Below are 13,279 nucleotides of genomic sequence, written 5' to 3' on the forward strand. Positions count from 1 at the left end.
GAGGGGTCGGGGTGGGGCCCGTGTCTTCTGCCCGACCAAGGAGAGAAATATGAGGGAAACCGCTGCCTGCCTGTTGGTGGCCCTGGGAATTGGGCTCCCCGCCTTCAGGAGTGGGGAAGGAATGCCTCCATTCGACCTCACCGGAACGTGGGCGGTGATGCAGGTGACCTCGGACATCGTCGTCTACCCGTTCGTGGGCCAGCGCATCCGCACCACGACCCTCATCCTCCACGTCGAGATGGGGCAGACTGGGAGCATCGTCACGGTGTCGGAGACCCACTGTCTCGTGGATACCGACGACGGGACGGGCATGGTCGTCACCGAGATCCCGGACGCCTTCCTCCGCTCGCTCGGCACTGTGGACCGGATAGCCACGCTGGAAGGAACGGGCGAAGGGTGGCGGTTCGTCGAACTCTGGCCGACCGAGGTCCACGGGGCCCGGCTCGCCGATCCCGTGAGCGACCCGCTGCCCACGACCGCCGATGATCCCCGCATGTTCGACCAAGACGGGGATGGCCAACCCGGGATCACGGTGCGGGTGAGGGTCCTCGGCCTCATCTCGGGTGAGGTGTACGTTGTGCAGCGCCTGTCGAAGCTCCTCGACGGGCAGGTGCTGGCTCCCGACCTCATCCGCGGGCTCCTCACGTGGACGAACGAGCAGGTGACGCTCGGGGCGAGCAACCCATTCCTCAACGCGGGCGGGGAGGCCCACGTCGACCCGGTGCGGGAGCGGAGCTACTTCGTGGCGATCCGCGTCCCAGCGGGGACGACCTGCGCGAATCTCACGGCGAACTGGCGGACCCTGTTCGATCGCTAGCGCGGATCGTGCTCGACGTGGATCTGCCTCCCCTTCCACGTGCCGCGGCCCCGCAGGTGCCAGAGGAGCGATCGCAGGGCGATCCCGAAGACGAGGAGGATCGTCACCGGGTAGAGGAGGACCTGAGCAAGCGGCAGCCGGAACCGCACTGCGGAGAGCACCCACGTGACGAGGGACAGCCCGATCGTGGCCGCTGCGGGGACGATCATCCCCTCGGCCACCCTGCCGCCCACGGCATTCAAGATGAGGACAAGCGGGGGTTGACAGGCGAGCCACAGGAGCCAGGTCCACACGAACAGGTATAGCGGGACGTTGTACCGGAACACGGGGAACAGGTTCTTCGCCAGGCCCCGCGCCGCCTCGTTCCACCCCTGGTACATCCGCGTCGTGACCCGCCCGGATCCGTCGAGGAACGCCCAGCCGAGGCCTGCCCGGTGCACGTTGCGGGCCAGGGCGAGGTCGTCCACGACCTCGGACCGGATCGCGGCGTGGCCCCCGACTGCCTCGTACGTTCCCCGCCGGAAGAGCATGAACTGCCCCACCGCGGTCGGTATCCGTCGGGGGAGGATGAACAGGACAAACGTGTGGATGACCCATGCCAGGACCGGGATCACGAGCCTCTCGCCCCAGCTCCCCACCGCCTGGCGGGGGAGGACGCTCAGCACGCCCGCCCCCTCCGCGTGAAGGGCCCCCACCGCGTCGCGCAGCGCCAACGGATGGTGGACCGTGTCGGCATCCGTGAACAGGAGGAGCTCGCTCTGGGCAGCCTGGGCGAGCTGGTGGCACGCCCAGTGCTTCCCGAGCCAGCCAGCGGGGACCGGCTCCCCGGCGAGGACCCGTACCCGTCCCCCGGACCGCGCCGCGATCTCCTGGAGCAACGCCCACGTCCCATCGTGGGAGTCATCGTCGAGGACGATCACCTCGAACTGCGGATAGTCCTGGCGGAGGAGGGACTCCACGCAAGCTTCAATGTTCCGCTCCTCATCGCGGGCGGGGACGAGGATTGAGACCGCGGGGTACTTGGACAGAGGGGGGTGCCTGCCGAGCCGCCGCATCGCGACGAGGTTCGTGAGGGAAATGCCCGCCAGGACCGCCATGAACACGGCCAGGCTCCACTCGTGGGAGACGAAAAAGCTCATGTGGATCCCCCTCGCGGGCGCCACCGCGGCGGGGAGCGGAGCTCACGGCGGTGGGTCCAGACGAGGAGGGCAAAGTTCGCTCCCAAGGTCGCAAGGAGCCACGGCTCGGCCCGACGCAGGATGAGGTACACGGCGACAACGGGGAAGGACAGGATCACCGTCCACCCGTCCACCGCCTGCACGGTCCGGACGAGGGCAAACGAGAGCCCGAGCACGGTCGGGACCTCCCAGTACGTGAGAGCGGACCACGCCCCGAATGTGGATGCCACGGCCTTCCCGCCCCGGAAGGCGAGCCAGGGAGAGAACGCGTGGCCGAGGAGGGGGGCCAACGCCACCGGGAGAAGGGCCCAGCCTCCGAGGCCCCCGCGCGAGCGGGCGAGCGCGACGGGGAGGGCGCCCTTGGCCACGTCGAGGACGAGGGCGAGGAGCCCGACCCGCCACCCCTCCGCCCGCCATGCGTTGACCGCTCCCGGGTTCCCGTCCCCCCGGGCGCGGACATCGGTCTTGGTCCAAATTTTCCCCACCCAAACTGCGAACGGGAGCGATCCCAGTCCGAAGCCGAGGAGAAAGAAGAGGAGGACCGTCATCCCCACCCCCCGGATCGGCACCCCCCTGCCCGATCGGCCATCGCCGGAGTCTACGCGATCCCCCGCCAACAGGGGAACCTTGTCCCACGGAAGGGAACGGGCTATCCTCCTTTAGCACTAGGGCGTAGCCAAGTGGCAAGGCAGCGGCCTTTGGAGCCGCCATTCGGAGGTTCGAATCCTCCCGCCCTAGCCCATCTCCACGGAACTGCCGCACCGTCGCTCCACCATCTCCATCCCACCGGGGCACCCTCGTCGCGCCTCCCCACCAGGAGGCAAAGGAGGAACGACGATGACCCAATGGAATGTGGTTCTCCTGACAGGGCTTGCGGTGTTCACGTCGGGCATGTCCGTCGCCCTGCTCCGCTGGGCGTGGAGGAGCACTGCTCTGCGGCCGGTCCGCGCTCCTGTCCCCCGGGGGCCCTCCGTAGCGAGCGAGAGAACCCCGCTCGGGAACGAGAGCATCCTGTGCCCGGCCCCGTCCCTCGCGCAACAAGGAGGGGTTCCCGGTCCCCCCCGCGGCGAGTCCTAGCCTCCCCCACCGGCGCAGCGGGGCCCATCCACTCCGCTGCGCCGTTTTCTATCCGTCCACCGCCCTAGAACACGTTCTCCGCAAGCCCCTCATCGTCGCAGACGATGACGGTCGCCTTCTCCACAAGGGGGTAGGCGGACAGGGCGCGCGAGAACGCGACAAGGTCCGCATCCCGCCGCGGCTTCACGAGGTAGGTCAACTCCACACGCTCCCCGTCGCAAGCGGAGCGGGTGCCGATGAGGCGAACGGACTGGAAGTGGCGTTCGAATGCGTCGCGGGGGTAGGCAGGCTCGCCCCCCCCTCCGCTGGGGATGGTGAACTTCACCAGCGTCTCACCATGGGGGCGCTTCCCCAGGCGGAGGAACCGGACAGCGATCATGCATAGCCCGATGAGCCCCACGCCCGCGGCCGTCTCGGCGTACATCCCCACCCCAGCCCCCATCCCCGCCGCCAGGCCGAGGAAGATGAACGCCGCATCCCGGGTGTCCTTCACCGGCGTGCGGAACCGGACCACGGCCAGCGCCCCGACGAGGGTGAACGCCCGCGCAACCTGATTGGAGATGATGACCATGACGAGCGACACGATGAGTGCGAGGTAGAGAAGCGTGTGTTGGATCGTGATCGAGAACGCGGCCCCCGGCGTAGCGAGGCGGTAGACGAAGGCCACGTACAGGCCAAGGCCGAGGCTGACCCCGACCGCCGCGAGCACCGGCAGCAGGTTGCCAAGAAGCGGTTCAGAGGAGCTGAGCATGGGCCCCTACCCCCTTCGTTGTGGCTGAGTTAAGAACGACATGTTCAATGCTCGCGGCGTATTTGGAACACGCCCGCCAGAGGAGGGGAAACCGCCGCGTGAGCTCGCGCAGGGTCCACGGGACCACACCGCTGAACTTGACCTCGAGGATCGCCCACCGGGTGAGGAGCGGACGGAGGTCCCCTTCATCGTACATCTCCTCGAGGCGGGGGACCGCCTGGGCCCGGAGGTTCCGATCGAGGGTGATCCTCACCGTATCCTGGTCCGCCCATTCCACGTACGCCTCGCGCTCGTAGGCGATGAGCACCGTGGGGACGAACGCCTGGCGGTCCATGCGGTAGAGGAGGCGTTGCACGACGGTCGGACAGCCCGCCGCGGCTGGGGAGCCCAGCCCATCCCGTGCGGCAAGACATCCCAGCCAGGCATCGTTCAGCCGCGCCTTCTCCTTGCGGTAAAGGTGTCCCTGACGGGCTTTGCGTTCGAGAAAGATGGGGGCCGACCCCGGCTCATTGTAGGTGCGGACGCGGTACTTCTCCCGGACCGGTGCGCCGTTCTGTTTGGCGTGGTAACAGATGAGCCCTGGGGAGTCGAAGTACACGCTGCGGACCGTGTAGGCGTTCCCGGGCCTCCCTCGAGCATGGGGATCCACCTCGAGGCGGGCGGCGAGGAACCGGGAGACCTGCCGTGCCTCCTCGGGCGAGAGGAGGTACTTGCGCTCAAGGCGGCTCGTCGTCCCCGGCCCGTGGCCGCCGTTCCCGCTTCCGCGCAAGGCCTCGGCCACGGCGTCGAGGCCGGGACCCGCGGAGCCCGCACCGCTTCCGGTGCCGCGCCGAAAGAGGCCGTAACGATGGGATGGGGGCTGCACCGTTTCGGACGAGGCGCGATGGAGGGCACCCGGGTCACCCCCGGCCGACCCACTCAAGGGACATCCTCGTCCGCCTTCCGCGAACTGAAACTCCGTCCTCCTCATCGGTCCCATGATGGCCCCCTGATCGTCGCCAGACCTCGCCTACCAGCCTGGCGGCCTGATCCGAGACGCCCCGGCGTAGGTGACATTCCCGGCGACCGTGAACCGGGCGACCTCGGTCCCGGGGGTGTAGTCCCCCCCCGCGGAGAGGCCATCCGTCGCCGCGCCGGCGGAACGCCCCCCGAGGTAGATGGCGTAGGTGGAGCCGTTCGTAAGGAGCGGAGAGGCGACGACCACGGACTGGTACGCCTTGGCCGGGGCGAAGGTCAACACGTCCCCACCCCCTGCCGCGGCGATGTGGAACAGGCTCCCCGCCGGCTGGGGCGTGGTGAAGGTCATCAGCACCGAGTTCACGGTCGAGGAGGTGCTCGGGGCTTGCGCCATCCCCGCGCTGCCGGCAGCGACGAGGAGTCCGCCCGTGATCTTGAACGTGCCGTAGTAGTCGAGCGCCCCGTTGTCGCTCCGCGTCGGACCGTGGATGAGCACGGTCCCCCCCGTCATCGCGATCGAGCTGTTGACGTCAAGCCCGTCTCCACCGGAGTTGATAACGATCCATCCCCCATTCACGAACAGCCAAGTGCTGGAGGACGAGGCCATCCCGGGACGGCCCAGCGGCATCGCCGCCGCCCCGCCGGAGGTGGCGTTGATCCCATCGTCGGTGGAGGTGATGCGGACCTCGCCGGAGTTGACCGTGATCGTGTTCCCCTCCACCCCCTCGTACGACGCCTTGACCTGGATCTGCCCCCCATTGATGATCACCGCCTCGTCGGCGTGGATCGCGTCGTCGCCCGAGGCGAGGGTGAGGGTTCCGCCGTCAATCGTGATCGTTCCATTCGAGTGAAGCGCATCATCGGCGGAGTCAACGAGGATCGTGCCACCGGTGATCATCAGGTCCACACCGGCTTTGAGCCCCTTCATGCTTGGGAGGCTCGTGGCCGTTGACGGGGGCCGCCCGGGGAACCCCATCCCGCCGACCGGGTTCTGTCCAACGTTGTTGGCACTCCCGCCCCCCGACAGGACTTCGATCGTCCCGCCGTGCACGACGAGGCGTGTCTCGGCCTGGATCCCATCCTCCCCGGATGTGATGCGGATCGTGCCGCTCTCGATCGTGACCGTGCCTCGCTCTGGATCCTCGTCGTTATTCGATTGCATCCCGTCGGCACCAGCGCGGATCGTGATCGTGGCCTCACTGACGGTGATCGAGTCCCGGCCCTTGATCCCGTCGTTGACCGCCGCCACCGTGACCGTCGCCCCGCTGAGCGCCAGGTCATCCTTGCTCTGGATCCCATTACTGTAGTTTCCGTTCACGGTGAGGGATCCGGTCCCTGTGATCACGAGGTCGTCCGCACTGAACAAGGCAGCGTTCGGCTCATCGGCCCCCGCAACCTCGTACAGGTAGGAGCTCCCGTCCGTGAGGGTGTTGTCCGTGCCCGCGGCCAGGCTGATCACGACGTCCTTGGCCTGAGCGATGTAGATCGGAGAGCTCGTCGAGCAGGTGATCCGCGCCCCGCCGAGGACCAGGTTCACGGGACTGTTGTCCGCCGAGGAGACAACGACCTGGCCGTCATCCAGGGTGCCGCGGATGTGGTACGTCCCCCCGGCCGTGATGAGGAGCCGGGACCCTTGGGCAACGGCCCCGGTCCCCGTCACCTGGATCGCGCTCCCGGCGAGGACGATCTCGGTCACGGTGGGGCTTGTTGAGGCTGCGGCCAATGCGGTCGTGAAGCCGCTCCCCAATGCCAGAATCGCAGCCCCTCCCGAGGCGTCGGCCGCCGCTTGGTCCGCCCCTTCCCTCCCCCGCTGCGTCACGCCACCGGCGACCGCGGCCGCCAGGGCGAGAGCGATCACGCCAACCGTCCACTTCGATCGGTGCATGGTCTCGTACCTCCAAGGCCGGGGAGGGTAGCCGCGACGGGTCGGTGCATCGTGGCAGAGTTGTGGCTACGGTGTGGAGATGCCCTCGCCTCCATCGGGGGCGAAACGGCGACCCCGTAGGCTGACCCGCCGACTGTAGGGTACACTTTCCCCTGGTTGTTTCGTTCCCCCACCGAGAGCGTGCACCCAAGGAGGGAGCCCGTACCCATGACCGAACCGACGACGCGCACCCGCGCGAGCTCCGACGGCGCGTGGAAGCTCCGGGTCAACCTCTTCACCCGAGTCCTCCTCCTCGCGGTAAAGCTGGGCGCGTTCGCCTACACAGGGTTCCTCATCATGCTCAGCGAGGCCCTGAACAACCTCGTGGACATCGTCGTCACCTCGTCCCTCCTCCTCAGCCAACGGATGGGGCGCCGCGCCGCCGACCGCGAGCATCCATTCGGCCATATGCGGTTCCGGTACGTCGTTTCCCTCATCGTGTCCGTTGCGTTCATCACCGTCACCGGGCTGCAGATCCTCCGCGAGGCGATCGCGCGGCTCATCTCCCCGGTACCGCTTGAGCACCCGGAGATCGCGCTCTACGTGCTCGCCTTCTCGTTCGTGGTCAACCTGATCCCCCTCGGGCTCATGCTCATCGGCCAGAGGCGCGACATCACGGTGAAGACCGCGCTCTACGACAACATCAACGACGAGATCACGATCCTCGCGTCGGTGATCGGCGTCCTCGCGGCCCAACGGGGGTTCCCCCTCGCGGACCCCATTGCGGCGATGTTCGTTGCCGGACTGATCGGGGTCATGGCGGGCAAATTGATCCGCGAGAACACGTACGTACTCCTCGGCCTCTCGCCCAGTGCGAAGTTCTACGAGAGGGTGAAGTCGGTCGCCCAGAGCGTGGCCGGAGTGGCGGGGGTACACGACATGATCGCCGAGTTCATCGGCCCCGACGCGATTCACCTCGATCTCGATCTCGAACTGGCACCTAACACCACGGTTCAGGAGGCCGATCGGCTTGTCGCCGAGCTTGAGGAAAAGCTGCGAGAACTCAACGTAGTTCACTGCACGATCCGACCCTGCGCCCACACCGGCCACGAACGGCACATCAGCGACTAAGGCCCGCGTCCGCCGCGGAGTGGTGACGTACTCCCTGGGAGATCGTCCACAAGCCAGATCAATCCTGTTCACAACTGACGCAACGAAGGAGAGGAGAGATTCCGCAGCGGGGGTGGCCCGCCGCCGGTGGCAGGTCCACCTGCTGGGAGCAGAACTCCGGCGCTCCCCATTCCACGAACAGATCCGCCAGCATGTCGATCACATCCGCCGATCGCAACCTGCGGCCCACCGTGATCGCCAAACACTCCCGGCTGTACTCGTCCACCACCGTCAGCATCCGCACTGGCGCGCACTCTCCGTCCGGTCGTGGAGGAAGTCGTAGGTCCACACATGGTCCTCGTGGGTGGCCCGAACCGGGACGCCCCACGGCGCTGACGCTTGCGCTTCCGTGGCTGCGTCAGCCCCGCCCCAACCGCTGCACTGTCTTGTGGTGATCCCACACCCTTCCCGACGCAACATCGCCCACGCCGTGCGGTAACCGGCATAAGGATGCTCCCGGGCAATGACCTACAGCCGTGCCTCAAGCTCCTCGCCCTCCTTCCGCTTCACCAAACGGCGCTGATAGGCCGAGCGAGACATCCCGACCAGTTGGCAGCTACGCCGCTCCGGCACCTGCAACTCCACAAGCTGCCCCCACAGTTGCGTCGCGCCGGCGGCGCTACAGTTTTTCGAATCACCTCCTTCATTGCCTCGATCTCAAGGTCGCGGTCAGCGATCATCTTCCTGAACTGCGTGTTCTCCTGCCTTAGCCGCCAGTAGTCCCGCACCTCGTTCACCCCCATCCCCCGAAACCGCTTCCGCCAGGATCGCCAAGATCTCTCGGCGAACCGACTGCGCTTCATCCTCTCCTCCCATCAGTTCCCCGATCCTCCACTATCCCCCAGCCGGAATCCTTAGGTGTACGCCCGAGAAGCGATGCTGAAGAAACCGGGCTCAGATGATTTGTGGGTGGAGTTATCTTCCCCTCTTCACAGGCTTCCGCCTTTTGTGCTATAGTGTGCCATGAAAGGAGGGTTGTAGAGAGCTGCGTAACTCCCAAGAAATAGCGGATTAATGTAGGAAAATCTGGGAGCGGCGGCCCGTATAAACGCCGGCTATCCCGAAGTTGCGGGATAGAAAGGAGGAGGTATGGACGTTCGAGTGCGGCGTAGAGTGGCGATGGGAGCGGTCGGGTTGGTCCTTCTCGCTGGAGTCGTTCTTCTGGCCACGGGTTTTTACAAAGGGGATACGTTAACAAGCGAAAAAGCCAAAGCGGCCATTGATATCTTTGTTAAACAAGAGGAGGAAGAGTGGGGAGAGGAATATGAATATGGAGTATATGACGGTGTATATCAAGAAGGAAACAGGGCTTTCGCTTGGTTCTGGGTAGCTATGGATGGTGAGAAGATGGTACATGCTGCAATCTTTCTCCGTCTAACGGACAAGCGATGGATTCTGTCCGGCTGTACATCTCCACACGATCAGCCATACGTGCTACCTGAGGAGGAAGAGACGCGTGCTGGTTATGTGTATGCTCCACCGGAGCCGATTTTTGTCCCTTGACCGCTCTACCGGTAGGGAGCTTGGGGACAATCCAGCCGATCGCGTCTGGCTTTTGGCCCCGGAAGCGTTGCGAGCCGGCGGTTGGGGTTGTAAATATAGGGAGGTCACAGGGCTGACCGAAAGAAGCGGCGGCCGACGGGGTCAGACCTTTGTTCTTAAGATTCCCACCTAACTGCACCCGCCCCTTCTACTGCCGCCCAGCACACTCCGCCCGTCCCTGCTAGCGGTTGTGGCTCGTTGTCGGACAGCAGGCGAGACTACTGCCGGCGGATCGCCTGAGAGGTCGGAATCGCGAACGAAAGTGCAGTGCTCGCTCGGGGGTCTTGGGCTGCGATAAGCACGAGGGGGAGGTCGCGAAAGCGGGCGCGGAGTTCCCAACGGTCCCCGAGGTACTCGGCGCCCTCGACCGCGGCCACGAACGGCCCATCTCCCAGGTGCACCCACTCCGGCCGGAAGAAGAGGAACACCTCGTCCCCTTCCCTTGCCTCCCCGCGCTCGGCGGGAAACCTCTCTCCAGCGACCTCGACCAGAGCCCGGTCGCCGTCCACGGACACAACCTTGCCTGGCCAGAGGTTAGCCCGGCCGAGGAAGGCAGCCACGAACGAAGTCCGCGGCCGCGCGTAGAGCTCCGCCGGCGGGGCGACCTGGTCGAGCCTCCCCTCCCGCATCACCGCCACCCGATCGGCGAGGGCGAGCGCCTCCTCCTGGTCGTGGGTCACGTAGAGGGCGGTCATCCCGAGCTTCCCGAGGATCGCGCGCAGCTCGCCGCGAAGCTCCTTGCGCAGCGCGGCGTCGAGCGCGGACAGGGGCTCGTCGAGGAGGAGGATCCCCGGCTCGGGGGCAAGGGCCCGGGCCAGGGCCACCCGCTGCTGCTGCCCGGCGGAGAGCTGATGCGGCTTCCGCCGTTCGTACCCGGAAAGGCCGACGAGCGAGAGGAGCTCCTCTACCCGCGCCACCCGATCCACCCCCCGCCGGAACCGGAGGCCGTACGCGACGTTCGCCCCCACGGAGAGGTGGGGGAACAGGGCGTAGCTCTGGAACACGAGCCCCACCCCGCGCCTCTCCGGCGGCCAGTCGGTGGCGTCGCGGCCGGCGAGGAGGACCTGGCCCGCATCGGGCTGCTCCAGGCCCGCGATTATCCGCAGGACGGTCGTCTTCCCGCACCCGGACGGGCCGAGGAGGGCAACGGTCTCCCCGTCGGCCACGGCGAGGGAGAAGTCGGCGACCGCGGTCACCTCCCCGAACCGCTTGGTGAGCCCGCGGACCTCAAGCACGGGATCCCCCCAGCCAGCGGGAGCCGGCGCGGTCCCACGCCCACGCGGCGAGGGCGGTGGTGACCATGAGCACGGTCGCCATCGCCGACGCCGCCCCGAAGTCGCGGCTCCCCAGGAAGTGGTAGATCGCCATCGGCATCGTCATCACGCCCGGTCCAGACAGCATCGCGACCGCGGTCATCTCCCCCAACGAAAGGGCGAACGCGAAGGCGCCCGCGGCGAGGACCCCGTTCCCGAGCAACGGCAGGGTCACGGTGCGGAACGCGCTGAGCGGGCCCGCCCCGAGGGTCCGCGCGGCCTCGGTGAGGGTGGGGTCAAGGGAATCCCACCGGGGGCGGATCGCCCGCACCACAAACGGGTACACGATCAACGTGTGGGCAAGGACGATCGCCCATCCCCCCCCGAGCGCGGAGAGGGGCGGCCGGCGGAACGCGAGGAGGAGCGCGAGCCCCAGGACGACCGACGACACGGCCAAGGGGGCCATGAGGAGCGTCTCCAGGAGGCGCGACCTCACCCGGCGCAGGACAGCGCTCACGCTGATCCCGAGGACGAGGGCAAGGCCCGTCGCCCCGAGGCCAACCAAGAGGCTCATCCGCACCGCACCCCGGGGGGAGGACTCGATGAACGGGTTCCAGGCCGGGGAGGCGATCATCCGGTACCAGTGGAGGGTGGGGGACGCGCCACCGGGAGCGGGGTGGAGGAACGAGTCAGCGATCACCGCCCCGATCGGGCCGAGGAAGACGACCGCCGCCGGAAGGAGGTAGAGGAGCCACAACGCCCGGACGGGCCGGTCCCGGGAGAAGAGGGGGACCGTTGGGGCGGGCCGGCCCCCGTCCTGGGGAGCGGAGAACGCGCCCCCTCCCCACAGGTGGAGGTAGGTGAGGACGAGGGACAGGCCGAGGGTGATCGTGGCCAGCGCCGCCGCGCGGGGCAAGTCCATCAGCACACCGCGGGCGTAGAGGTACACCCCGACCTCGATCGTGGCGTAGCGCGCCCCCCCCAGGGCGAGCGGGATCGAGAACGAGAGGGTGCAAAGCATGAACACGAGGGCAAGGGAGGAAAGGAGGGAAGGGAGGAGCAGGGGAAGCGTCACCGTCGCGAACGCGCGGGCCGGCCGCGCGCCGAGGGTCCGCGCCGCCTCAACCAGACCTGGGTCAGCCCCCTCCCACGCCGCGTTCACAAACCGCGCCACCACCGGCGCGTTGTAGAACGCGTGGGCGAGGACGACCGCCCACAGGGTGTACAGGACCCGGATCGGTGGCTCCCCAAGCCCAAACAGGCCCATCAGGAACCGGTTGAGGTGCCCGGAGCGGCCGAAGAAGAGGATGAACCCGAGCGCGACCGTGATCGAGGGGAGGACGAACGGGACGATCGTGAACGCCCGCAGGAGCCCCCGCCCGGGGAAGTGGTACCGGGTGAGGAACCAGCCGAGGGGGAACCCGAGGGCGAGCGAAAGGAGGGCGGACAGGCCGGCCTGCTCCAGGGTGAACAGGATCAGCCGCTGCACATAGGGGTCGGAGAGGGCAGCGAGGATCCGCTCCCCACTCCACCGCCCCTCGACCTGGAGCCCCGTGCGGAGAACGTCCCCCAGGGGCCAGAAGAACGTGACCCCCAAGAAGAGGAGGGGCAGGAGGGCGAGCGCCCATCCTGCCCCATTACGGAAACTTATGGCTCGCCGAGGATCTGCTGCCACGTGGTGATCCACTCCGCGAGGTGGTCGGCGGCATCGGTGGGGAGGATGAACACCGGGTGCGGGGGAAGCACGGCGTAACGGGCGAAGTCCGGCAGGAGCTCGACCCCATCGTGAACGGGGAACATCCACTGGGATGTGGGGATCAACTCCTGGATCTCCGGCGAGAGGACGATATCCAGGAACGAATGCGCAAGATCAAGCTTCGCTGAGGTCCGCACGATCCCCATCCCCTCGATGAGACGGTATCCCTCCCCATCTAGGGTCAGCACGTGGTAGGTCGCCGCGCCCCCTGTGAGGTAGGCGTAGGCCGCATCGGTGGAGTAGGAAAGGACGATCGGCGCCTCGCCCGCCTCGAACATCGCGAACGCCTCGCTCCACCCCTTGGTGATGGTGAGCGTGTTGGGGAGGAGCGCCTTCCAAAACGCGGGCCAGTCGTCCCTAAAGTGGGCCACTGTCCACAGGAGGAACGCGAGCCCGGTGGTGGAGGTCCGCGGGTCCTGGAGGATGATCTTCCCCGTGAGCTCCGGCCGGAGGAGGTCGGCAAACGTCCGCGGGAGAAGATCGGCGGGCAGGGCGTTGCTCGCCACGAACGCGACGTAGCCGTGATCAAACGGGAGAACCCGTCCCGCACTGTCGAAGTGGAGGTCCTCCGGGACGTGGGCGAGGTTGGGGATGAGGGTTGGATCGTAGGGTTGGAAGACCTCCGCCGCGAGGGCGCGCGGGAGGTCCATCGCCGACACGCCGAGGAATACGTCAGCGTCAGTCGCCCCGACGGCGAGCTCGGCGATGAGGCGGGACAGCATCTCCGCCCCGCCGCCTGGGGCAACCCACACGAGGTCCACCCCGGGATGGGCGGCCTCGAACGCCTCTTCGATCGCGGCGGCCGGCCCGTCGCGAACGAACGACCGGTACGTGTACACCACGAACCGCTCCGCCCCGACCGCGGTGCCGCCCACGGCCAGGGCCACGATGAACCCCACGAGCTTCTTCATGGG

The 13,279-nt window shown here is 67.3% G+C and carries 12 protein-coding genes and 1 tRNA gene; 4 read left to right on the forward strand and 9 right to left on the reverse strand.

What is annotated here, in order from left to right:
• The first annotated feature begins 121 nt into the window (after positions 1–121).
• Positions 122–817 (forward strand): hypothetical protein, encoded by a 696-nt coding sequence (locus BARAN1_RS04545; RefSeq protein WP_122031313.1) that lies wholly within the window; start codon positions 122–124, stop codon positions 815–817.
• Here BARAN1_RS04545 and BARAN1_RS04550 read toward each other — a convergent pair.
• On the reverse strand, positions 814–1,956 hold the full coding sequence (locus BARAN1_RS04550; RefSeq protein WP_157959473.1) for a glycosyltransferase: 1,143 nt from the start codon (positions 1,954–1,956) through the stop codon (positions 814–816). The two genes, BARAN1_RS04545 and BARAN1_RS04550, sit on opposite strands and share 4 nt — an antisense overlap.
• Positions 1,953–2,612 carry a glycerol-3-phosphate acyltransferase gene (locus BARAN1_RS04555; RefSeq protein WP_157959474.1) on the reverse strand — a complete coding sequence of 220 codons (660 nt, stop codon included), beginning with the start codon at positions 2,610–2,612 and terminating at the stop codon, positions 1,953–1,955. The genes BARAN1_RS04550 and BARAN1_RS04555 overlap by 4 nt, the downstream gene beginning before the upstream one ends.
• A gap of 49 nt (positions 2,613–2,661) precedes the next feature.
• On the opposite strand from BARAN1_RS04555, the gene BARAN1_RS04560 reads away from it, so the two are divergent.
• Positions 2,662–2,733: transfer RNA gene (locus BARAN1_RS04560), tRNA-Gln, on the forward strand.
• A 403-nt stretch (positions 2,734–3,136) separates the two neighbouring features.
• On the opposite strand, the gene BARAN1_RS04565 is transcribed toward BARAN1_RS04560, so the two are convergent.
• The 3 genes from BARAN1_RS04565 to BARAN1_RS04575 all read right to left on the reverse strand — a co-directional run bounded on the left by BARAN1_RS04565 (position 3,137) and on the right by BARAN1_RS04575 (position 6,665).
• Positions 3,137–3,823: a hypothetical protein gene (locus BARAN1_RS04565; RefSeq protein ID WP_122031319.1), complete on the reverse strand. Its 687-nt coding sequence runs from the start codon at positions 3,821–3,823 to the stop codon at positions 3,137–3,139.
• Entirely contained in the window at positions 3,807–4,604 is a 798-nt protein-coding gene (locus BARAN1_RS04570) for a polyphosphate polymerase domain-containing protein (protein ID WP_157959475.1), read from the reverse strand. Before BARAN1_RS04570 ends, BARAN1_RS04565 begins: the two co-directional genes overlap by 17 nt.
• 228 nt (positions 4,605–4,832) lie before the next feature.
• Positions 4,833–6,665 (reverse strand): carbohydrate-binding domain-containing protein, encoded by a 1,833-nt coding sequence (locus tag BARAN1_RS04575; protein ID WP_122031323.1) that lies wholly within the window; start codon positions 6,663–6,665, stop codon positions 4,833–4,835.
• Positions 6,666–6,872: 207 nt separating this feature from the next.
• Between BARAN1_RS04575 and BARAN1_RS04580 the strand changes: the two genes are divergently transcribed.
• Positions 6,873–7,775, forward strand: coding sequence for a cation diffusion facilitator family transporter (locus BARAN1_RS04580; RefSeq protein ID WP_122031325.1), 903 nt, complete (start codon positions 6,873–6,875; stop codon positions 7,773–7,775).
• A 58-nt stretch (positions 7,776–7,833) separates the two neighbouring features.
• Here the strand turns inward: BARAN1_RS04580 and BARAN1_RS04585 are convergent, their stop codons facing one another.
• A complete protein-coding gene (locus tag BARAN1_RS04585; protein ID WP_122031327.1) occupies positions 7,834–8,058 on the reverse strand; it encodes a hypothetical protein in 225 nt (74 codons plus the stop codon).
• An 845-nt stretch (positions 8,059–8,903) separates the two neighbouring features.
• Here BARAN1_RS04585 and BARAN1_RS06520 point away from each other — a divergent pair.
• Complete coding sequence (locus tag BARAN1_RS06520) at positions 8,904–9,317, forward strand: hypothetical protein (protein ID WP_157959476.1); 414 nt, start codon at positions 8,904–8,906, stop codon at positions 9,315–9,317.
• A 257-nt stretch (positions 9,318–9,574) separates the two neighbouring features.
• On the opposite strand, the gene BARAN1_RS04590 is transcribed toward BARAN1_RS06520, so the two are convergent.
• Genes BARAN1_RS04590 through BARAN1_RS04600 form a run of 3 tightly spaced genes read right to left on the reverse strand, consistent with a single transcriptional unit; the run spans position 9,575 to position 13,276 of the window.
• The gene (locus tag BARAN1_RS04590; protein WP_122031329.1) at positions 9,575–10,591 is read right to left on the reverse strand and encodes an ABC transporter ATP-binding protein; all 1,017 of its coding nucleotides are present in this window, start codon (positions 10,589–10,591) and stop codon (positions 9,575–9,577) included.
• The gene (locus BARAN1_RS04595; protein ID WP_162297750.1) at positions 10,584–12,284 is read right to left on the reverse strand and encodes an ABC transporter permease; all 1,701 of its coding nucleotides are present in this window, start codon (positions 12,282–12,284) and stop codon (positions 10,584–10,586) included. Before BARAN1_RS04595 ends, BARAN1_RS04590 begins: the two co-directional genes overlap by 8 nt.
• Positions 12,257–13,276: a thiamine ABC transporter substrate-binding protein gene (locus BARAN1_RS04600; protein WP_122031333.1), complete on the reverse strand. Its 1,020-nt coding sequence runs from the start codon at positions 13,274–13,276 to the stop codon at positions 12,257–12,259. The genes BARAN1_RS04595 and BARAN1_RS04600 overlap by 28 nt, the downstream gene beginning before the upstream one ends.
• Positions 13,277–13,279 lie beyond the last annotated feature (3 nt).

The organism is Candidatus Bipolaricaulis anaerobius, from assembly GCF_900465355.1.
GTDB lineage: Bacteria > Bipolaricaulota > Bipolaricaulia > Bipolaricaulales > Bipolaricaulaceae > Bipolaricaulis > Bipolaricaulis anaerobius.